The following is a 17,455-nucleotide window of genomic DNA, read 5'->3' as shown; positions in this document are numbered from 1 at the left end:
CGCTTTGCCTCCTGCATATGGCCCCAATAGAGATAGCCGCCAAACGCGAGCAACGCCGCAACGACGCCGCCGACGATCCAGAGGCCGAAGCGCTGCCAGATATTGTCGAGTTGGTCCTTGCGGACGGCCTCGTCCACTTCCTGCAACAGGGCCGCATCATTCGTCGGGCTCAGCGCCACGCATTCCTCCATCTGCCGGGCGGCGCCAAGTGGCGCACGCCGGTGGCTTCCTTAGCGACGGCTCCCCAAAAGGCCAAGCTTTTCACTTGCCCCCGACCGGGTGCACGCACGCCTTGTCAGCCCGCGTAAATCTGATCCTCGGTGGGGAATGAACGGGACCTGACTTCGTCCGCATAATCCTTGACCGCGCCGTTCACCACGCCGGCCATGTCCTGATACCGCTTCACGAATTTGGGCACGCGGTCGAACATGCCGAGCATGTCGTCGGTGACCAGCACCTGGCCATCGCATTGCGCCGACGCGCCGATACCGATCGTCGGGCAATCGACCTTGCCGGTGATCTCGATCGCGATCGATTCGAGCACGCCTTCGATGACGATCGAAAAGGCGCCGGCCTGCGCGACCGCGACCGCGTCCTCGACGATCGAGCGCGCCTCTTCCTCGCTCTTGCCGCGCACGCCATAGCCGCCGAGAATATTGACCGCCTGCGGCGTCAGCCCGACATGGCCCATCACGGGGATGCCGCGCTGGGTCAGGAATTCGATCGTCGGCGCGAGCACCTTGCCGCCCTCGATCTTGACCGCCGCCGCACCGGTTTCCTTGAGCAGCCGCGCCGCATTGTGAAACGCCTGTTCGGCGCTGCCTTCATAGCTGCCGAACGGCATGTCGACGATGACCGCCGCATGATAGCTGCCGCGCACGACGGCGGCGCCGTGCAGCGCCATCATCTCCATCGTCACCCCGACCGTGTGCGGCAGGCCATAGATCACCTGCGCCAGCGAATCGCCGACGAGCAGCATGTCGCAATGCGGGTCGAGCAGCTGCGCCATGCGGACCGTATAGGCGGTGAGCATGACGATCGGCTCGCCGCCCTTGCGCTGACGGATGCGCGGCACCGTCAGGCGCTTCATCGGCTGCGGCGTCGGATTCGCGCGGCTCGTCGAGGTGTCGAAGGTGAGCGTTTTGGGCAATGTGGACATGGGGTCGCCGCTTAGCCCCAAATGGGAGACGGCGAAAGCGTCAAAGCCATGGCATGTTATTTCTGATTGACTCTATGTTAAAAATATTCGACATAAAGTTCATAGTGCATGACATGGAGTCGAATCGCATGGCGTTCCGCGAGAAAATTCACTGGGTCACGCTGGTGACGATGATCCTGGCCTTCGGCTGGTACTTCCTCGCCTATCCCTGGCAGATCGCCGACAGTCCCGCCGGCGTCTGGGCGACCGCCGGGTTGCTGGTTCCGGTGACGATCGCGATCATCGTCGCGATGACCGTCGCCACCGCCTTCCTTGCGATCCGCAACCGCGCGGAGGTCGACCTCAAAGAGGATGAACGCGACCGCAGCTTCCACATGCGCGGCACCCACTATGCCTATTATCCGCTCGTCGTCGGCATCTGGATCAACATCCTGCTGATCTTCTGGGGCGTCGGCCAGGCGCAGCAGCTCAACCTGATGCTCGCGACGCTGGTCGCCGCCGAACTGGTGCGGATCGGCACCCAGCTTTACCTCTATCGGCGGGGCTATTGAGCCATGGCCCCCGCGATCCTCGAATCTGCGCGGCAGCTTGCCGGCGCCGACACCGGAGACTTGTCGATGAACTTCCGCGAAAAGACCGCCTGGCTGAACGTCATCGCCATGGTCGCCGCCTATACTGTCTATTTCGGGCTCCTGCTCTCCGGGCATCCCGCCGGGCGCGAAATATTCCCGATGCTCTGGCTGTTCGGATCGATCGCCATTGCGCATGCGGTCACCGTCATTATCGGCACGATCATCCTGTCGGCGCAGGCGCCGAAGTCGGAGCGCGCGCGCGCCGACGAGCGCGACCGCGCGATCCGTCGGCGCGGGGCAAGCATGGCCTATTATGTGCTGCTGGTCGGGATGATGGTCGTCGGCGTCTATCTGCCCTTCGTCGAGGGCGGGGTGCCGCTGGCGAATTGCGGCCTGTTTGCGATCGTCTTCGCCGAGCTGGTGAACAGCGTCGTCGTGCTGCTGAGCTATCGGCGCGGCTGGCATGGCTAAGCCGCCCTTCACCAACGACATCCGCACGCTGCGTTTTTTGGCGGGCGAGATGACGCAAGGCGATCTCGGCGACCGCGTCGGGGTGACCCGCCAGACGATCGCGGCGATCGAACAGGGCAAATATTCGCCCTCGCTCGAAGTCGCCTTCCGCATCGCGCACTGCTTCGACAAACCGCTCGAAGAGGTGTTCCGGTGGGACGAAGACCCAGACTGAGACGGCGCGGCCGCGCGGGTCCGGCACCGGCTCTCCCCGGGGCAGCTGCCGGACTTCAGGTCGGAGCGTGGGGTTGGCTGTCGACCGCTTAGGGGTGGTGAGCAGTCGTCGGGATAGAGCCACACCCTCCCCTTCAGGGGAGGGGCTTTAGGGCAGCAATCGGTCGATAGCGGCCGTCGCGAAGCCGGCCGCGCCTATCCCTGCCCGGCGTCCGTCAGCGCCGCAAACTGCGCATCGGTCAGCACCACATCCTCGCTTCCCAAAATCTCGTCGAGTTGCGCCACGCTCGTCGCGCTCGCGATCGGCGCGGTCACGCCGGGCTGCGCCGCGACCCAGGCGAGCGCGATCTGCGACAGGCTGGCGCCGGTTTCGGCCGCGATGCGGTCCATCACCGACAGCATCGCCGGGCCCTTGCCCTCGACATAGGGCTTCACGCGCGGCCCGCGCGCGCTTTGACCGAGGTCGTCGGCGCTGCGATATTTGCCCGACAGATAGCCCGAGGCGAGGCTGAAATAGGTGACGACGCCCAGCCCTTCGGCAACGCACAGATCCTGCAGCGCGCCCTGATACTGGTCGCGGTCGAGCAGGTTGAGTTCGGGTTGCATCGCGGTGAAGCGCGGCAGACCCTTGTCGTCCGCGACGCGCAGCGCTTCCGCCAATCGCTCGGCCGAATAATTCGACGCGCCGATCGCCCGCACGATCCCCGCGTCGATCAATTCGGCAAACGCCCCGAGCACCTCGTCCAGCGGCACGTCCGGATCGTCCTTGTGCGCGAAATACAGGTCGATGGTGTCGGTGCCGAGCCGGTCGAGCGAGCCCTGCACCGCGTCGCGGATGCGGTCGGGTTTCAGCCCGCCCGGCATCATCCCAACCTTGGTCGCGATCAATATCTTGTCGCGCGCGCCGCTGCTTTTCAGCCATGCGCCCATCATACTCTCCGACTCACCGCCCTTGTGGCCCGGAACCCACGCCGAATAGACGTCGGCGGTGTCCATCATGCCGCCGCCACGCTCGACAAAGCGATCGAGCACCGCGAAGCTCGCATCGCGGCCGGCGGTCATGCCAAAGACATTGCCGCCCAGCACAAAGGGCCGGATCGACAGGCCGCTCTGGCCAAGGGGTTTTTCGGTCATTGCTTGCCTTTCACGGTCGCCACGGCCTCGCGCGGATTGTCGCTGAACAGCCCGTCGATCCCGGTCTTCAAATAAGCGTCGATCTCGGCCGCGAGGTCGCCATGGCCGGCCGGATTCACGCCGCCCTTGTCGGCGAGCGGCAGGAAGTAATTTTCGCGGCGAAAGGTCCAGGGGTGGACCTTCAGCCCCGCGGCATGGGCGTCCTTCACCAGGCTCGTCGGATCGCCGAGGGTGCCGAGCGCGCCGCGCGGAATGACCATCGCCTTGTTCGGACCGATGCCGTCGGCATAATCCGCAACAGCCTTCAGCCCGGCGGGCGTCGCCATCGTGGCATAGGTGGTTTTGCTATCGTCGGCGGGCCCGCCCTCGCCATCCATCAACTGGATCAGCGGCAGATCGCTCTTCGCCCGGATCGCCTTGAGGTTCGCGACCTCGAAACTCTGGATAAACACCGGCGCGCTGCGGCCGCGATAGCCATAACGATCGAGCATCGCGAGCAGCGCCGCCTCATGCGGCAGGCCGATCGACGCGAAATAGCTCGGATGCTTGGTTTCGGGATAGACCCCGACCGGGACCTTGCGATCCTTGTTCACCGACACAAGCAGGTCGAGAATTTCGGCGAAGGTCGGGATCTCGTACTTGCCGTCATAGTCGGTGCTGCGCAGTTTCGGCAGCCGTTCCTTCGCGCGGAGCGTCTTGAGTTCGGCGAGGGTGAAATCCTCGGTGAACCAGCCGGTGACTTCGATCCCGTCGATCGCTTTTGTCGCCTTGCGGTCCGCAAACTCGGGATGGTCGGCGACGTCGGTGGTCTCCGAAATCTCATTCTCATGCCGCGCCACCAGCACGCCGTCCTTGGTCAGTACCAGATCGGGTTCGATATAATCGGCGCCGAGGTCGATCGCGAGCCGATACCCCTCCAGCGTATGTTCGGGACGCTCGCCCGAGGCGCCGCGATGCGCGATGACGATCGGGGCCTTGCCGTCGAGCGTCGGTTGCTGCGCCGCCATCGGGTCAGCCCCGCACGCCGCGAGCAGCAGCGCCGGCAGCACGGCCCAGTGCCGGATCATGCAAAGCGCGTCTGCCATTCGGCGGCCGAAAAGCCGACGCTCACGCCGTCTGCCGCCTCGACCACCGGGCGTTTGATCATCGCCGGCTGATCAAGCATCAGCGCCTTGGCCTTCGCCGCGTCGAGCCCCGCCTTGTCGGCATCGGGAAGCTTGCGAAAGGTCGTGCCGGCCTTGTTCAGAAGCTTCTCCCAGCCGACCGTGTCGATCCAGCGTTGCAGCGTCGCGGGATCGAGCCCGTCCTTGCGGAAATCGTGGAACGTGTATGCGACGCCCGCCGCGCCGAGCCATGTCCGCGCCTTCTTCACCGTGTCGCAATTGGGAATCCCGTAGAGAGTCAGTGCCATATATCCACGCTAGAAAATGCCGATGACGATGTTGCGACAGACCCTAGGCGATGGGCGGCATGTCGGCAATGCGGGCGTTGGCGCTCGCCAGCTTGCCACGCAGCGCGCGCGCAAAGCCTTCGTGCAGGGCGCCGGCAATCTCGGGATTGGCGCCAAGATAGGCGCGCAGCGCATGCGCCGGGATGAACCACAGCCGCGCGTTGCTGGCGAGCAGCACGGTGCCCGTCGCATGGCTGCCGTCGAGCACCGTCGCTTCGCCGACTAGCGCGCCGCCCGACACGGTGCCGACATCGACGCCGTCGCGCCGCACCGTCGCGACCCCGTCGGCCAGATAGAAGAGGCTGGGCGCCGCCTGGTTCTCGCGGATCAATATCTCGCCGCGCCGCGCCGAAATCCAATGCCCCTGGTCGATCAGCCGGCGAGCATTGGCGGCGCTCAGCCCCTCGAAGTGCAGCCGCCGCAACTCCTGGTCCTCGGGCGAAAAGCGGATCTTGGCATCGCCGAACCAGCCGCGCGCGAGCAGCACCAGATTGGTGAGCAGGATCAATCCGACGAGCAGCACATAGCCCGGGCCGCTCCAGTGGAAAATGGCGATCGGCAGGGCGAACAGCGCCGACAGCGCGATCCCGATCCGGACACGCGAGAGCCGGACCGCAAAGCTGGTCGCGAGCAGCGACAGCAGCGCGGCATAACCGAACCAGGCGGGATCGAACGTCGCCATAGCCAATGTTTCGCTTTACTTTGGGCCCCTTGACCTGGGTCACTAGGTTCATAAGGTTACGGATTACCGAACGGGCAAGCGCGCACCCCCACGCGCGCGTCCAAAAACTACAGGAAATTATCAGTTTTTCGCGGGAAAGAAAAGCATAGGTGCGCACAAGGCGCGCCAATGCTAATTTCCTTGTCCTTGCCTCTCTGGCCCGTTCGCGCCATGGCGGCGCGCGATTCGGTTTTTGGATTTTGATTATGACACAGCCATGGCAGCCGCACAGCTGGCGCTCGCACGAAGCCCGCCAGCTTCCCACCTATTCGGACGAGGTCGCGCTCGCCGCCGCCGAGCGCGAGCTGTCGAACTATCCGCCGCTGGTTTTTGCCGGCGAGGCGCGCGAGCTGACCAGCGAACTCGGTCGCGTCGCCGAGGGCAAGGCCTTCCTGCTCCAGGGCGGCGACTGCGCCGAAAGCTTTGCCGAATTCCATCCGAACAACATCCGCGACACCTTCCGCGTGCTGCTCCAGATGGCGGTCGTGCTGACCTTCGCGTCGAAAATGCCGGTGGTGAAGCTCGGCCGCATGGCGGGCCAGTTCGCCAAGCCGCGCTCGGCCGATATGGAGGACATCGACGGCGTCGAGCTGCCGAGCTATCGCGGCGACATCATCAACGACATCGCGTTCGAAGCATCGGGCCGCGCGCCCGATCCGCAGCGCATGGTCAAGGCGTATAACCAGTCGGCGGCGACGCTGAACCTGCTGCGCGCCTTTGCGAACGGCGGCTACGCCAATCTGCGGCAGGTCAACGCCTGGACCCACGACTTCATGGACCGCAGCCCCTGGGCCAAGAAATATCAGGAAACCGCCGCGCGCATTTCCGAAGCCTTGGCGTTCATGGAAGCCTGCGGCGTCACCCCCGAAACGGTGCCGCAGATCAAGGGTACCAGCTTCTACACCAGCCATGAAGCGCTGCTGCTTCCCTATGAGCAGGCGCTGACGCGGCAGGACAGCCTGACCGGCGGCTGGTACGACACCTCGGGCCATATGCTGTGGGTCGGCGACCGCACCCGCTTCGAAGGCTCGGCGCATATCGAATACCTCCGCGGCATCGGCAATCCGGTCGGCATGAAATGCGGGCCGAGCCTCGAGGCCGACACGCTGCTGCGCCTGCTCGACACGCTCAATCCCAACCATGTGTCGGGGCGGATGACGCTGATCACCCGCTATGGCCATGACAAGATCGAGGCGCATCTGCCGCGCCTCGTCCGCGCGGTGAAGGACTCGGGCCATCCCGTCGTCTGGTCGTGCGACCCGATGCACGGCAATGTCATCAAGACGTCGACCGGGTACAAGACGCGCCCGTTCGAGCGCATCCTCGCCGAAGTGCGCGGATTCTTCGCCGTCCACCGCGCCGAGGGCACGCATGGCGGCGGCATCCATATCGAAATGACCGGCCAGAATGTCACCGAATGCACCGGCGGCGCGATGGACGTGACCCAGATGGACCTCGCCGACCGCTATCACACGCATTGCGACCCGCGCCTCAACGCGGGACAGAGCCTCGAGCTGGCATTCCTGCTCGCCGAAATGCTCAACCAGGAAATGGCGGAGCGCGCGAAGCAGGCGGCTTAATTATCCGTCGCCCCCACCGGGGGGCGACGGGTTTTACTTCTCGGTCCCGCTCCACGCCTTGGTGTCGGCGAACACGCGGCCGAGCGCGACGTGCAGGTCGGCATCCTCCGCCGCGCCGCCGAGCGGGATCGCATCGCTGAAATTATCCGCCGCCGTGTGATAATCGCTGCCGAGGAATTTCTCGAGCAACGGCATGTCCGAGAAACTGCCGCCGACCATCAACGACACCACGCCCTTGCCGCCGAGCGCCCAGCCGTCCTGCCGCTGAACAAAGGCATCGGCCTCGCCATCCTCGTCGAGCTTGCGCCCCAGGTCGGTCGACACCTTGCGCACCACCGCGTCATAGGCCGGGCGCCCGCGCCCGATCGTCGCGACGGGGGTGCCGCGCGGCGAGATGGCGATGGTGTCGATGTTGAGCGCGACGGTGATATCGGTCAGCGGCACCACCGGATGATCGGCGAAATAATGCGCGCCGAGCAGGCCCTTTTCCTCGGCGGTCGTCGCCATGAAATAAATGTCGCGGTCGGGACGCGGCCCGCTCGCGAGCCGCTTGGCGACCTCGGTGAGCACCGCGATGCCGCTCGCATTATCGACCGCGCCGTTGCAGATGCGGTCGGCTTCGCCCGCGTCGCCGCAAATCCCCAGATGGTCCCAATGGCCCAGATACAGCACCACCTTGCCGTCGGGCTTCGCGCCCGGCAGCTTGGCGATGACATTGTGGCTGGCATAGGGCCGCACCTCGGTCTCGGCGCTGAGGTCGGCGGTGACCGCGAGGTCCGTACCGCGATAATCGGCCGACTTGGCGGCCTCCAGCGCTGCGACCGCCGGCTTGCCGACCTTGGTCAGCAACGCCTGCAACGCGGGCGCCGCGATGAAGCCGGTCGCCGCCGCGCCGGGCTTGGCCCCCGCAAGCTTGGTGGTTTGCGATCCGAACGAGCCCTGCACCGCCGCCCAGGGCAGCGTGTCGCTCGCGACGACAAGCACGGCGGTCGCGCCGGCATCGGCGAGCATCTGGCGGCGATCCCTGTAACGCGGCATTTTCTCGCCGAACGGCACCGCGTCGGACAACAGGATCGCAACCTTGCCCTTGACGTCAGCGGCGACCTTGCCCGACGCATCGACGCCATAACCGACGAAGACCACGGGGACGTCGGCGAGCGCCAGCGACGCGTCGCGGCCGGTCAGGACGATGCTGTCGTCGCGCAGCGCAAAGGCGCGGCCGCGAACCTTGAATTTGACGCTCCCCGATACGCCGCCGCTTTCGACCAGCGGCACCGGCTGCAGCCAGGGCGTGTCGCTGCCCGCGACGGGTTCGAGCCCCGCCTTCGCCCATTCGCCGACGATATAGGCGATGGTCCGGTCCTCACCCTCGGTGCCGGGCGCACGCCCTTCAAAGGCATCGCTCGCCAGCACGCGCATATGCGCGGCGAGGTCGGCTTCGGTAATGGGGGGATCGACGGGCTTGGCCAGTGCGGCGGAAGCGGAGGCGGCGACCAGGGCGACGGCCGCAATCGCGGCGCGAAATTTTATTGCGTGCATGGCGGCGCGGCATGGCATGTCCGCGAACGACCGGCAAGACGCGTTCGTCGAAGGGGATCGGACGTTTATCGCCCCGCCCGCTCCAGCAGCGCGCGCGCCGCCGCGACATGCATGTCCTCGATCATCCGTCCCTCATGCCGCTGCGCCCCGCCGGTCGCCGCGGCGACGAGGGCCTCGGCGGCCGCGATCTCGCGCGGCGACGGTGCGAAGGCGGCGTTGCACGGCTCGACCTGCGACGGGTGGATCAGCGTCTTGCCGTCGAAGCCCAGCCGCCGCCCCTCGGCGGCTTCGGCGGCGAAACCCGCCGCATCGTCGATCGCATTATAGACCCCGTCGAAGCCATATTTCCCGCCCGCGCGCGCCGCCAGCACGATCGCCTGGATCGCATGGCTCATCGCGCCGCGGTCCATGCCGTCGGGCAGTTTCAGTTCATGCGCCAGGTCATTCAGTCCCGCTATCAGCCCCGCGACCGCCGGATCGGCGGCGATGTCGCGCGCGGCATAGATGGCGGTCGGCGTCTCGATCATCGCCAGCAGCGGCAGCCCAAGCCCGCGCGCCGGTTCGAGGTCGGTCACCGCATCGACCTTGGGCAGCACCACCGCGTCGAGCGGCAGCCCCGCGACCGCGTTGATGTCGGCCGCCTGATAGTCACTCCCCGTCGCGTTGATCCGCACCGCGATGCGTTTGCCCGGAAACCCCGCGACCACCACCGCGCGCATCGCTTCGCGCGCCTCGGCCTTGCGATCTGCGGGCACCGCATCCTCGAGGTCGATGATCAGCATGTCGGCGGCGAGTCCCTGCGCCTTCTCCAGCGCACGGGCGTTCGAGCCGGGGACATAGAGGAGCGAGCGGGGCGCGAAATCGGAAATGGTCATGCGCTTTTCTGTGGCGCAAGCGGGGCAATGTCGCAATAAGTTAGCGTCAGAGGTTGCGACCAAGCAGAGGGGATTTGTCATGGGTTTTGGGTTTGCCATCGCGATCGTGGTGCTCGCCTTGTTCTTCCTGATCTGGGCGATGACGCCGGTGCGGCAGGGCTATAGCTATACGATCGAACGCTTCGGTCGCTACACGCACACCGCGCAGCCGGGCCTCAACTTCATCACCCCCTTCTTCGACCGGGTCGGCCGCAAGGTGAACATGATGGAACAGGTGCTCGATATCCCGGGCCAGGAAATCATCACCAAGGACAATGCGATGGTCGCGGTCGACGGCGTCGTCTTCTTCCAGGTGCTCGACGCGGCCAAGGCCGCCTATGAGGTCAGCGACCTTTATTTGGCGATTATGAACCTGACGACGACCAACCTGCGCACCGTGATGGGCTCGATGGACCTCGACGAAACGCTGTCGAAGCGCGACGAGATCAACGCCCGCCTGCTCCACGTCGTCGACGATGCGACCACGCCCTGGGGCGTCAAGATCACCCGCGTCGAAATCAAGGACATCCGCCCGCCCGCCGACATTTCGAACGCGATGGCGCGGCAGATGAAGGCCGAGCGCGAAAAGCGCGCCAACATCCTCGAAGCCGAAGGCATGCGGGCCTCCGAAATCCTGCGCGCCGAGGGGGAGAAGCAGGGCCAGATCCTGCAGGCCGAAGGCCGCCGCGAAGCCGCCTTCCGCGACGCCGAAGCGCGCGAACGCGAAGCCGAGGCCGAAGCCAAGGCGACGCAGATGGTGTCCGACGCGATCGCGAGCGGCAATGCTCAGGCGATCAACTACTTCATCGCGCAAAAATATGTCGAGGCGGTCGGCCAGTTCGCGACCAGCCCCAATGCCAAGACGATCCTGTTCCCGGTCGAGGCGACGCAGCTGATCGGCACGCTGGGCGGCATCGGCGAACTCGCCAAGGATGCGCTCGCCAGCCGCGAAGGGGGCCGCTGACATGCCCGACTGGATTTCGAACATGGAGCCGCATTGGGCGTGGTTGTCGATCGGCGTGCTGCTCGCCGCCGCCGAAATCGTCGCGCCGGGCTTCTTCCTCGTCTGGCTCGGCGCTGCGGCGATCGTGACCGGCATCGTTGCGTGGATCGTGCCGATCGGCGTCCCGATCCAGCTCGCGATTTTTGCGGTGCTGGCGATCGTCGCGCTTTACGCCGGGCGCAAATGGCTGCGCGACAATCCGATCACGACGACCGACCCGTTACTCAACCAGCGCGGTGGCCGTTTGGTCGGAGAGGTGCTGACGGTGACGAAGGCAATCGAGGACGGCCGCGGTCGCGCCAAGGTTGGCGACGGCGAATGGCCGGTGCGCGGCCCCGACACGGCCGAGGGCAGCAAGGTCCGCGTCGTCAGCGCCGACGGCGGCGTGCTGGTGGTGGAGCTGGCTTAGTCCCCCTCAACATCGTCATTGCGAACGAAGCGAAGCAATCCAGCGCGGTTTACGCACGCTCTGGATTGCCGCGTCGCTTCGCTCCTCGCAATGACGGGTCTTTCAGCCGCCACGCGGCCGCGCGTAGAGGTTCACCACCTCGGGCAGCACGTCGCTCGACCCGGTCAAGCCGAACCCGAGCTTCGCCGCCACGCGCTCCGACGCGCCATGCCCCGGTTCGATGATGCAACGGATGTCCGCCGCGTCGAGGTTCGTATCGGCCCACGCCAGCACCGCCGCCATCGCCTCGGTCGCGAGGCCCCCGCCCCAATGGTCGGCGTCGAACGCCCAGCCCGCTTCGGGCTGGCCCTCGAGTTCTGGGATGCCGCGCCCGAAATAGCTGAGGCCGCCCATGCCGATCAGCCGGTCGCTGACCTTGTCGGCGAACACCCAATAGCCGAACCCCATCACCGGCCACAGCCCGGCCGCCGACAGAAATTTCCCCCAGCTGACGTCGGGCGCGCGCGGCTGGCCGCCGATAAAGCGCGTCACCCGTTCGTCGGCCCACATCGCGATATGGTCGGCCTTGTCCGACAGGCGGTGCTCGCGCAGGCGCAGGCGGTCGGTTTCGATGATGGGCGGGGCAGTGAACATGGCGCTGGGCTAACAGCGCCGCAAAGCCACGGCAAGCCGATCAGGCCGCAGCGGCAACCAGTTCATCGGCGGGCCTCGATCCATGCGCCGGCATCACCGCATCGGCATAGTCGCTTTCATACAGCTTGATCAGCGCGCGGTCGTCGTGGTTCCACGGGTGGAAGCCCGGCAGGAAATAGCTGAGCCAGGGTAGGAAGCTGCGGCGCAGCACCCCGGGCGTGCCGAGCAGATACCACCAGATGCGCGCCGTGACGCGCCAGCCGGTGAGGCCGTCCTGCTTCAGCAGCGCCTTCATCCCCTTGACGCGCTTCGGCCAGAAGCGCGTGGTGACGAGCAGCATCATCAGCGACTTGGCGCGCCAGCGCTTCCAGCGGCTCCAGTCCTTCGTCGCGTGCAGCCAGGTGTCATAGGCGACGCCCTTATGCTCGATTTCCTCGATCGCATGCCATTTCCACAGCGCCGCCCATTCGGGCTCGGCCCCCGCATACATTTTGGGGTCCTTGAGCATCACCGCCGCCATCATCGCGGTATAATGTTCGAGCGCGATCGTCGCCATCAGGTTGACGATCTGCGGCCGCGCCTTGATCAGGTCGAGCACCTGGTTGACGTCGCCTTCCAGCTCCGAAAGATCATAGCCCGCCTCCGCCGCCTTCTTGTTGAACACGACATGCTCGCGGCTGTGGATCACTTCCTGCTGGGTGAAGGCACGGATTTCGCGCGCCAGCTTCTCAGGCACGCCGTCGCGGTGCGCCTTCACCGCCTCGATGAACATCGCCTCGCCGCGCGGAAAGGTCACCGACAGCGCTGTATGAAACGCAGACCCGATCGGGTCGCCGTTCAGCCACCAGCGACCCTGCTTGTCGTCGCGGCCAAAGCGCATGTCGCGCGGCGTGATCGACAGGTCGGCGGGGGTCGGCGAGTGGGAAAGACTGGACATATGGGCTGCACCGTCGAAAAGGAGAGGAAGGGCGTGGGGACGTCCTATGGGGCGAATGTTAAAGGTTACTTACAGTGGTGTCAATAGCAGCAAAAAAGCGCCTGAGCCCCGAAGAAAGCCGGTCGGCGGCGCTTGAGGCGGCGCGGACGATCCTGATCGAAATGGGCCCGGCTGCGGTGACGCTGAAGGCCGTGGCGGCGCGGATCGACCGCACCCATGCCAATCTGCTGCACCATTTCGGTAGCGCTGCGGGGCTGCAAAAGGCGCTCGCCGCCTATCAGGCCGAAACCGTGTGCGCGACGATCGGCAAGAAGATGGCCGAATCGCCGCCGGGTGAACGCAATGTCCGCGAAATTGTCGACCTCGCTTTCGACGCCTTCAACAGCGGCGGCGCCGGGGCGCTCGCGACCTGGATGGCGGCAACGGGCAATGACGACGCGCTCGACCCGATCGTCGAGGCGATCCACCGCCTGATCGACGGCATGGCCCCCGACGCGCATGAAAAGCGACTGATGCACGAGGATACGCTGGCGCTGGTGCTGATGGCGCTGGGCGATGCGCAGCTCGGCGGCCCGATGGCCGAGGCGCTCGACCTGCCGCGCGACACCTCGCGCGTGCTGGCGACCGAGCTGATCACCGGCCGCATCGCGAAATTCTGGGCCGAACAAGGCGGCAAGCCGCAGGGCTGAGGGCTGCATTGGGGCGAAACACGACGCCCCCCGTTTCCGTCACCCCGGGCTTGACCCGGGGCCTGCCTTGCCTTTCATCCAACGGTCGAAAAAGGAAGGCGGGTCCCGGGCCAAGCCCGGGATGACGATGATAGTGGCGTCCGCTCCCCGCCCCAAAGCCCATATCAACGCCGCTGGTAATTTTGTTGCGCCCGCGCTAAGGGCGCGCTTTCCCCACCCCGTTCGCATCGAGCGAAGTCGAGATGCCGCTCGGCTTGGCGCCATGCTGCGGGGTGTCTCGACTTTGCTCGACACGAGCGGGTCCAGAGGTTTATTCCCCGTTTCCCGCGCCCAAAGGCATCGCCATGCATTTCCTCGACCAAGCCAAGATTTTCATCAAGTCCGGTGACGGCGGCCCCGGCGCCGTATCGTTCCGGCGCGAGAAATATGTCGAATATGGCGGCCCCGACGGCGGCAATGGCGGCAAGGGCGGCGACGTGGTGTTCGAGGCGGTCGCCGGGCTCAACACGCTGATCGACTTTCGCTACACCCAGCATTTCAAGGCGAAGCGCGGCACCCCCGGCGCGGGCCGCGACCGCACCGGCGCCGGCGGCCCCAATCTGGTGATCCAGGTGCCGATCGGAACCCAGATTCTCGACGACGACGAAGACCGCAGCCTGCTCGCCGACCTGACCAGGGAAGGCGAGCAAATCACCTTCCTGCGCGGCGGCGACGGCGGGCGCGGCAATGCCAGCTACAAGACCTCGACCAACCGCGCCCCGCGCCAGCATGGCCCCGGCTGGCCGGGCGAGGAAATGTGGGTGTGGTTGCGCCTGAAGCTGCTCGCCGATGCAGGCCTCGTCGGCCTTCCCAACGCCGGCAAGTCGACCTTCATCAACGCGGTGAGCAATGCGCAGGCCAAGGTCGGAGCCTATGCCTTCACCACGCTGCGCCCTCAGCTCGGTGTCGTCAGCCACAAGGGCAATGAGTTCGTCGTTGCCGACATTCCCGGGCTGATCGAGGGCGCCGCCGACGGCGCCGGGGTCGGCGACCGCTTCCTCGGCCATATCGAGCGCTGCCGCGTGCTGCTCCACCTCGTCGACGCCAATGACGAAGATGTCGCGACCAGCTATCGCATCGTGCGCAACGAGCTCGAGGCCTATGGCGCCGACCTGCTCGACAAGCCGGTGGTGGTCGCGCTCAACAAGGTCGACACGCTCGACGACGAGCTGGTCGCCGCGCTCTCGGCCGAGCTCGCCGAAGAAAGCGGCCATCCGGTGATGGCGCTGTCGGGCGCGAGCGGCGCGGGGGTCGATGCCGTGCTCGACCAGTTACTGGAAATCGTCGCGGGCGACAAAGCGGGCGAAGACCCCGAGGACGATAGCGACGGGGCGTGGTCGCCGGTTTGATCAGCGTGCTTCGAGCACCATGTTGAACGGCCCCTCGGTCGCGCGCCGTACGCTCGCAAAGCCGCCCTCGCGAATGACCTCCGACAGACGCGCCTCGCCTGCCTGCGCGCCCAGCCCCTCGCCGACTTCCTGGTCGAGCGAGGTCGGCACGCAGATCATCGTCGAGGCATTGTAGTAGAGCCGCCCGACCGGGTTCATATTGTCGGCGGGGCTGTCGCCCGCGACCGGCTCCACGATCATCCATGTTCCGCCGGGCGCGAGAATATGGCGCATATGCCCGGCGCAGCCGCGCGGGTCGCCCATATCGTGCAGACAGTCGTACATGGTGACCAGGTCGAAGTCCTGCTCGCCGATCTCCTTCGCCGCCGCGACCTCGAAGCGCACCCGGTCGCCATAGCCATGCCCCGCGGCATGGCGCCGCGCCTCCTCGATCGACGGGGCGTGGAAATCGAAGCCGACGAACTCGCTCGCGGGATAGGCATCGGCCATCAGCAATGTGGAGAAGCCAACGCCGCAGCCGACGTCGGCGACCTTCGCCCCCTGCCCCAGCTTTGCCTCGACCCCATCGAGCGCCGGGATCCACGACTGGACGATATTGTTGACATAGCCGGGACGAAAAAAGGCCCCCGTCGCGCAGAACAGGCATCCCGCATGGTCGCCCCAGCGCACCCCGCTGCCGTGGCGGAAACATTCCTCGACCTTGGCTTCGGCCTCGATCATCGCGGCCACGAGTTCGAATGCGCCCGCCAGATAAACGGGGCTGTCGCGGTTGACGAAGACCATCGCCTGTTCGGGCGAGAGGCTGAAGCGGTCGGTCGCCGGGTCGTAATCGACATAGCCGTTCGCCGTCTGCGCGAGCGCCCATTCGCGGACGTAGCGCGTGTGTAGCCCGCCCGCGCGCGCCGCCAGCTCCTCCGCCGTCGCCGACGATTCGGCCAGCGCCTCGAACAGCCCGAGACGGAATCCGATCCGTGCGGTCGGGACGCTCATCGCGCCGCCAATATCGCCCAGCATCTTCCCGATAAAGGCGTTCAGCTTATTCTCGTCGATTTGGGTCGCCATCATTCCGCTCCTCGCCCTTTGGGCAATTGCTTCGCGACTCTCCAGAAGGCCCGATGACGGCGCATCATAGCATGACCGGGGCCGATCCGCCCGCGACATTCGCATTGGCACCCCCGCGCGCGCGCGCTATCGGCGGCGACATGTTGTTTGCTCCCGCCTCTTGCCCCCGGCTGATCGTCAAGATCGGATCGGCGCTGCTCGTCGATCCCGACGGCGCCGTCCGGCGCGACTGGCTGGTCGGGGTCGCCGCCGATATCGCGGCGCGGGTCAAGGCGGGGCAGCAGGTCGCGGTCGTCTCCTCGGGCGCGATCGCGCTCGGGGCGCGGCGGCTGGGGCTCGCCAAAGGCGGCCGCGCCAGCCTCGAGGATGCACAGGCCGCCGCCGCGACCGGACAGATTGCCCTGTCGCAGGTGTGGGCCGAGGTGCTCGGGGCCGAAGGTCTGACCGCCGCGCAGATGCTCGTCACGCTCGACGACCTCGAACATCGCCGCCGCTACCTCAATGCATCGGCGACGCTCGACCGGTTGCTCGGGCTCGGCGTCGTGCCGATCATCAACGAGAATGACAGCGTCGCGACCGAGGAGATCCGCTTCGGCGACAACGACCGGCTCGCCGCGCGCGTCGCGCAGGCGGCGGGCGCGGGCGGGGTGATCCTGCTCAGCGACATCGACGGGCTCTACGATCGCAACCCCGCACAGCCCGGCGCTGAGCATATCGCGCGCATCGAACGCATCGACGCCGCCATCGAGGCGATGGCCGACACCGGATCGGCCTCGGGCATGGGATCGGGCGGCATGGTGTCGAAGATTGCCGCGGCGCGCATCGCCAATGCGGCCGGCGCGCATCTGGCCATCGCGTCGGGCCATATCGACCACCCGCTGTCGACCGAAGCCCGCCACAGCCTGTTCGTCGCCGAAAAGGGCGCGAGCGCGCGCAAGGCCTGGCTCGCCGGCGGGCTGACCGCCAAGGGGCGGCTGGACATCGACGCCGGCGCGGTCAAGGCGCTGCGCGGCGGCGCCAGCCTGCTCGCCGCGGGGGTTGTCGCCGTTTCGGGCCATTTTGCGCGCGGCGACATTCTCGACATCGCCGGACCCGATGGCCGCGTCGTGGCGCGCGGCCTCTCCGAATATCCCGACGCCGATGCGGCGGCGATCCTCGGCCTCGGCCGCGACGCGCAGGAGGCGGCGCTCGGCTACGCCCCGCGCAACGCCGTCGTCCACCGCGACCATATGGTGCTGCTGTGACCGCCCCCGTCCTCGCGATGACCGGCGCCACCGGTTTTGTCGGCGGCGCGACGATGCGGCTCGCGGTCGCGCAGGGTTGGCACGTCCGCGCCCTCACCCGCCGTCCGCAGCCCGCACAACCGTGCGTCACCTGGATCGCCGGCGCGCTCGACCAGCCCGAGGCGCTCGCCGAACTTGCCGCCGGCAGCGACGTCGTCCTGCACATCGCCGGCGTCGTGAACGTGCCGACCCGCGCCGCCTTCGAGGCGGGCAATGCGACCGCGACCGGAAACGTCATCGATGCCGCGCGCGCCGCCGGGGTCACCCGCTTCGTCCATGTCTCCTCGCTCGCCTGGGC

Annotated in this window: 20 protein-coding genes; 10 read left to right on the top strand and 10 right to left on the bottom strand. The window is 66.6% G+C overall.

All coding sequences use genetic code 11. The features are described from left to right. Positions 1 to 295: 295 nt before the first annotated feature. Positions 296 to 1,159 (bottom strand): 3-methyl-2-oxobutanoate hydroxymethyltransferase, encoded by an 864-nt coding sequence (panB, locus tag ACREB7_RS17395; protein WP_431593540.1) that lies wholly within the window; start codon positions 1,157 to 1,159, stop codon positions 296 to 298. 128 nt (positions 1,160 to 1,287) lie between these two features. Between panB and ACREB7_RS17390 the strand changes: the two genes are divergently transcribed. Genes ACREB7_RS17390 through ACREB7_RS17380 form a run of 3 tightly spaced genes read left to right on the top strand, consistent with a single transcriptional unit; the run spans position 1,288 to position 2,416 of the window. Then, positions 1,288 to 1,710 (top strand): hypothetical protein, encoded by a 423-nt coding sequence (locus tag ACREB7_RS17390; protein ID WP_431593539.1) that lies wholly within the window; start codon positions 1,288 to 1,290, stop codon positions 1,708 to 1,710. 3 nt (positions 1,711 to 1,713) lie between these two features. Then, on the top strand, positions 1,714 to 2,202 hold the full coding sequence (locus ACREB7_RS17385; protein WP_431593538.1) for a hypothetical protein: 489 nt from the start codon (positions 1,714 to 1,716) through the stop codon (positions 2,200 to 2,202). After that, positions 2,195 to 2,416 (top strand): helix-turn-helix transcriptional regulator, encoded by a 222-nt coding sequence (locus tag ACREB7_RS17380; RefSeq protein ID WP_431593537.1) that lies wholly within the window; start codon positions 2,195 to 2,197, stop codon positions 2,414 to 2,416. The genes ACREB7_RS17385 and ACREB7_RS17380 overlap by 8 nt, the downstream gene beginning before the upstream one ends. A 194-nt stretch (positions 2,417 to 2,610) precedes the next feature. On the opposite strand, the gene ACREB7_RS17375 is transcribed toward ACREB7_RS17380, so the two are convergent. The 4 genes from ACREB7_RS17375 to ACREB7_RS17360 are packed head-to-tail and all read right to left on the bottom strand — an operon-like array spanning position 2,611 to position 5,681. Next, positions 2,611 to 3,549, bottom strand: a complete 939-nt coding sequence (locus ACREB7_RS17375) for an aldo/keto reductase (RefSeq protein ID WP_431593536.1) — start codon at positions 3,547 to 3,549, stop codon at positions 2,611 to 2,613. Further along, positions 3,546 to 4,616, bottom strand: a complete 1,071-nt coding sequence (locus tag ACREB7_RS17370) for a glycerophosphodiester phosphodiesterase (protein ID WP_431593535.1) — start codon at positions 4,614 to 4,616, stop codon at positions 3,546 to 3,548. Before ACREB7_RS17370 ends, ACREB7_RS17375 begins: the two co-directional genes overlap by 4 nt. Next, the gene (locus ACREB7_RS17365) at positions 4,613 to 4,960 is read right to left on the bottom strand and encodes an ArsC family reductase (protein ID WP_431593534.1); all 348 of its coding nucleotides are present in this window, start codon (positions 4,958 to 4,960) and stop codon (positions 4,613 to 4,615) included. The genes ACREB7_RS17370 and ACREB7_RS17365 overlap by 4 nt, the downstream gene beginning before the upstream one ends. A 43-nt stretch (positions 4,961 to 5,003) precedes the next feature. Beyond that, positions 5,004 to 5,681, bottom strand: coding sequence for a Crp/Fnr family transcriptional regulator (locus tag ACREB7_RS17360; protein WP_431593533.1), 678 nt, complete (start codon positions 5,679 to 5,681; stop codon positions 5,004 to 5,006). A 245-nt stretch (positions 5,682 to 5,926) separates the two neighbouring features. On the opposite strand from ACREB7_RS17360, the gene ACREB7_RS17355 reads away from it, so the two are divergent. Then, complete coding sequence (locus ACREB7_RS17355) at positions 5,927 to 7,300, top strand: class II 3-deoxy-7-phosphoheptulonate synthase (RefSeq protein ID WP_431593532.1); 1,374 nt, start codon at positions 5,927 to 5,929, stop codon at positions 7,298 to 7,300. A gap of 33 nt (positions 7,301 to 7,333) precedes the next feature. On the opposite strand, the gene ACREB7_RS17350 is transcribed toward ACREB7_RS17355, so the two are convergent. Next, positions 7,334 to 8,839, bottom strand: a complete 1,506-nt coding sequence (locus tag ACREB7_RS17350) for a M28 family peptidase (RefSeq protein ID WP_431593531.1) — start codon at positions 8,837 to 8,839, stop codon at positions 7,334 to 7,336. A 65-nt stretch (positions 8,840 to 8,904) separates the two neighbouring features. After that, complete coding sequence (locus tag ACREB7_RS17345; RefSeq protein WP_431593530.1) at positions 8,905 to 9,714, bottom strand: HpcH/HpaI aldolase/citrate lyase family protein; 810 nt, start codon at positions 9,712 to 9,714, stop codon at positions 8,905 to 8,907. Positions 9,715 to 9,793: 79 nt separating this feature from the next. Between ACREB7_RS17345 and ACREB7_RS17340 the strand changes: the two genes are divergently transcribed. Both ACREB7_RS17340 and ACREB7_RS17335 read left to right on the top strand, forming a co-directional pair. Continuing rightward, complete coding sequence (locus ACREB7_RS17340) at positions 9,794 to 10,717, top strand: SPFH domain-containing protein (protein ID WP_431593529.1); 924 nt, start codon at positions 9,794 to 9,796, stop codon at positions 10,715 to 10,717. A 1-nt stretch (position 10,718) separates the two neighbouring features. Further along, on the top strand, positions 10,719 to 11,165 hold the full coding sequence (locus ACREB7_RS17335) for an NfeD family protein (protein ID WP_431593528.1): 447 nt from the start codon (positions 10,719 to 10,721) through the stop codon (positions 11,163 to 11,165). Between the two features lie 102 nt (positions 11,166 to 11,267). Here the strand turns inward: ACREB7_RS17335 and ACREB7_RS17330 are convergent, their stop codons facing one another. After that, positions 11,268 to 11,798: a GNAT family N-acetyltransferase gene (locus tag ACREB7_RS17330; RefSeq protein WP_431593527.1), complete on the bottom strand. Its 531-nt coding sequence runs from the start codon at positions 11,796 to 11,798 to the stop codon at positions 11,268 to 11,270. A gap of 40 nt (positions 11,799 to 11,838) precedes the next feature. Next, positions 11,839 to 12,735 (bottom strand): metal-dependent hydrolase, encoded by an 897-nt coding sequence (locus tag ACREB7_RS17325; protein WP_431593526.1) that lies wholly within the window; start codon positions 12,733 to 12,735, stop codon positions 11,839 to 11,841. Positions 12,736 to 12,818: 83 nt separating this feature from the next. On the opposite strand from ACREB7_RS17325, the gene ACREB7_RS17320 reads away from it, so the two are divergent. Next, positions 12,819 to 13,424: a TetR/AcrR family transcriptional regulator gene (locus ACREB7_RS17320; protein WP_431593541.1), complete on the top strand. Its 606-nt coding sequence runs from the start codon at positions 12,819 to 12,821 to the stop codon at positions 13,422 to 13,424. 344 nt (positions 13,425 to 13,768) lie between these two features. Continuing rightward, the gene (gene obgE / locus ACREB7_RS17315; RefSeq protein WP_431593525.1) at positions 13,769 to 14,812 is read left to right on the top strand and encodes a GTPase ObgE; all 1,044 of its coding nucleotides are present in this window, start codon (positions 13,769 to 13,771) and stop codon (positions 14,810 to 14,812) included. Here the strand turns inward: obgE and ACREB7_RS17310 are convergent, their stop codons facing one another. Next, entirely contained in the window at positions 14,813 to 15,874 is a 1,062-nt protein-coding gene (locus tag ACREB7_RS17310; RefSeq protein ID WP_431593524.1) for a class I SAM-dependent methyltransferase, read from the bottom strand. It abuts the gene before it with no gap. A 140-nt stretch (positions 15,875 to 16,014) separates the two neighbouring features. Between ACREB7_RS17310 and proB the strand changes: the two genes are divergently transcribed. Next, positions 16,015 to 17,118, top strand: coding sequence for a glutamate 5-kinase (proB, locus tag ACREB7_RS17305; protein ID WP_431593523.1), 1,104 nt, complete (start codon positions 16,015 to 16,017; stop codon positions 17,116 to 17,118). Beyond that, the coding region (locus tag ACREB7_RS17300; protein ID WP_431593522.1) for an NAD(P)H-binding protein at positions 17,115 to 17,455 on the top strand (341 nt) is incomplete at its 3' end. The genes proB and ACREB7_RS17300, both read left to right, overlap by 4 nt.

The organism is Sphingopyxis sp. (assembly GCF_050725615.1).
Lineage (GTDB): Bacteria > Pseudomonadota > Alphaproteobacteria > Sphingomonadales > Sphingomonadaceae > Sphingopyxis.
The sequence above is the reverse complement of the archived record's forward strand: the minus strand, read 5'-3'. Positions and strand labels throughout refer to the sequence as shown.

Bases quoted from the DNA above. Each gene is read 5' to 3' on its own strand.
- panB (WP_431593540.1), bottom strand. From the start codon at position 1,159: ATGTCCACATTGCCCAAAACGCTCACCTTCGACACCTCGACGAGCCGC.
- ACREB7_RS17390 (WP_431593539.1), top strand. From the start codon at position 1,288: ATGGCGTTCCGCGAGAAAATTCACTGGGTCACGCTGGTGACGATGATC.
- ACREB7_RS17385 (WP_431593538.1), top strand. From the start codon at position 1,714: ATGGCCCCCGCGATCCTCGAATCTGCGCGGCAGCTTGCCGGCGCCGAC.
- ACREB7_RS17380 (WP_431593537.1), top strand. From the start codon at position 2,195: ATGGCTAAGCCGCCCTTCACCAACGACATCCGCACGCTGCGTTTTTTG.
- ACREB7_RS17375 (WP_431593536.1), bottom strand. From the start codon at position 3,549: ATGACCGAAAAACCCCTTGGCCAGAGCGGCCTGTCGATCCGGCCCTTT.
- ACREB7_RS17370 (WP_431593535.1), bottom strand. From the start codon at position 4,616: ATGATCCGGCACTGGGCCGTGCTGCCGGCGCTGCTGCTCGCGGCGTGC.
- ACREB7_RS17365 (WP_431593534.1), bottom strand. From the start codon at position 4,960: ATGGCACTGACTCTCTACGGGATTCCCAATTGCGACACGGTGAAGAAG.
- ACREB7_RS17360 (WP_431593533.1), bottom strand. From the start codon at position 5,681: ATGGCGACGTTCGATCCCGCCTGGTTCGGTTATGCCGCGCTGCTGTCG.
- ACREB7_RS17355 (WP_431593532.1), top strand. From the start codon at position 5,927: ATGACACAGCCATGGCAGCCGCACAGCTGGCGCTCGCACGAAGCCCGC.
- ACREB7_RS17350 (WP_431593531.1), bottom strand. From the start codon at position 8,839: ATGCACGCAATAAAATTTCGCGCCGCGATTGCGGCCGTCGCCCTGGTC.
- ACREB7_RS17345 (WP_431593530.1), bottom strand. From the start codon at position 9,714: ATGACCATTTCCGATTTCGCGCCCCGCTCGCTCCTCTATGTCCCCGGC.
- ACREB7_RS17340 (WP_431593529.1), top strand. From the start codon at position 9,794: ATGGGTTTTGGGTTTGCCATCGCGATCGTGGTGCTCGCCTTGTTCTTC.
- ACREB7_RS17335 (WP_431593528.1), top strand. From the start codon at position 10,719: ATGCCCGACTGGATTTCGAACATGGAGCCGCATTGGGCGTGGTTGTCG.
- ACREB7_RS17330 (WP_431593527.1), bottom strand. From the start codon at position 11,798: ATGTTCACTGCCCCGCCCATCATCGAAACCGACCGCCTGCGCCTGCGC.
- ACREB7_RS17325 (WP_431593526.1), bottom strand. From the start codon at position 12,735: ATGTCCAGTCTTTCCCACTCGCCGACCCCCGCCGACCTGTCGATCACG.
- obgE (WP_431593525.1), top strand. From the start codon at position 13,769: ATGCATTTCCTCGACCAAGCCAAGATTTTCATCAAGTCCGGTGACGGC.
- ACREB7_RS17310 (WP_431593524.1), bottom strand. From the start codon at position 15,874: ATGGCGACCCAAATCGACGAGAATAAGCTGAACGCCTTTATCGGGAAG.
- proB (WP_431593523.1), top strand. From the start codon at position 16,015: ATGTTGTTTGCTCCCGCCTCTTGCCCCCGGCTGATCGTCAAGATCGGA.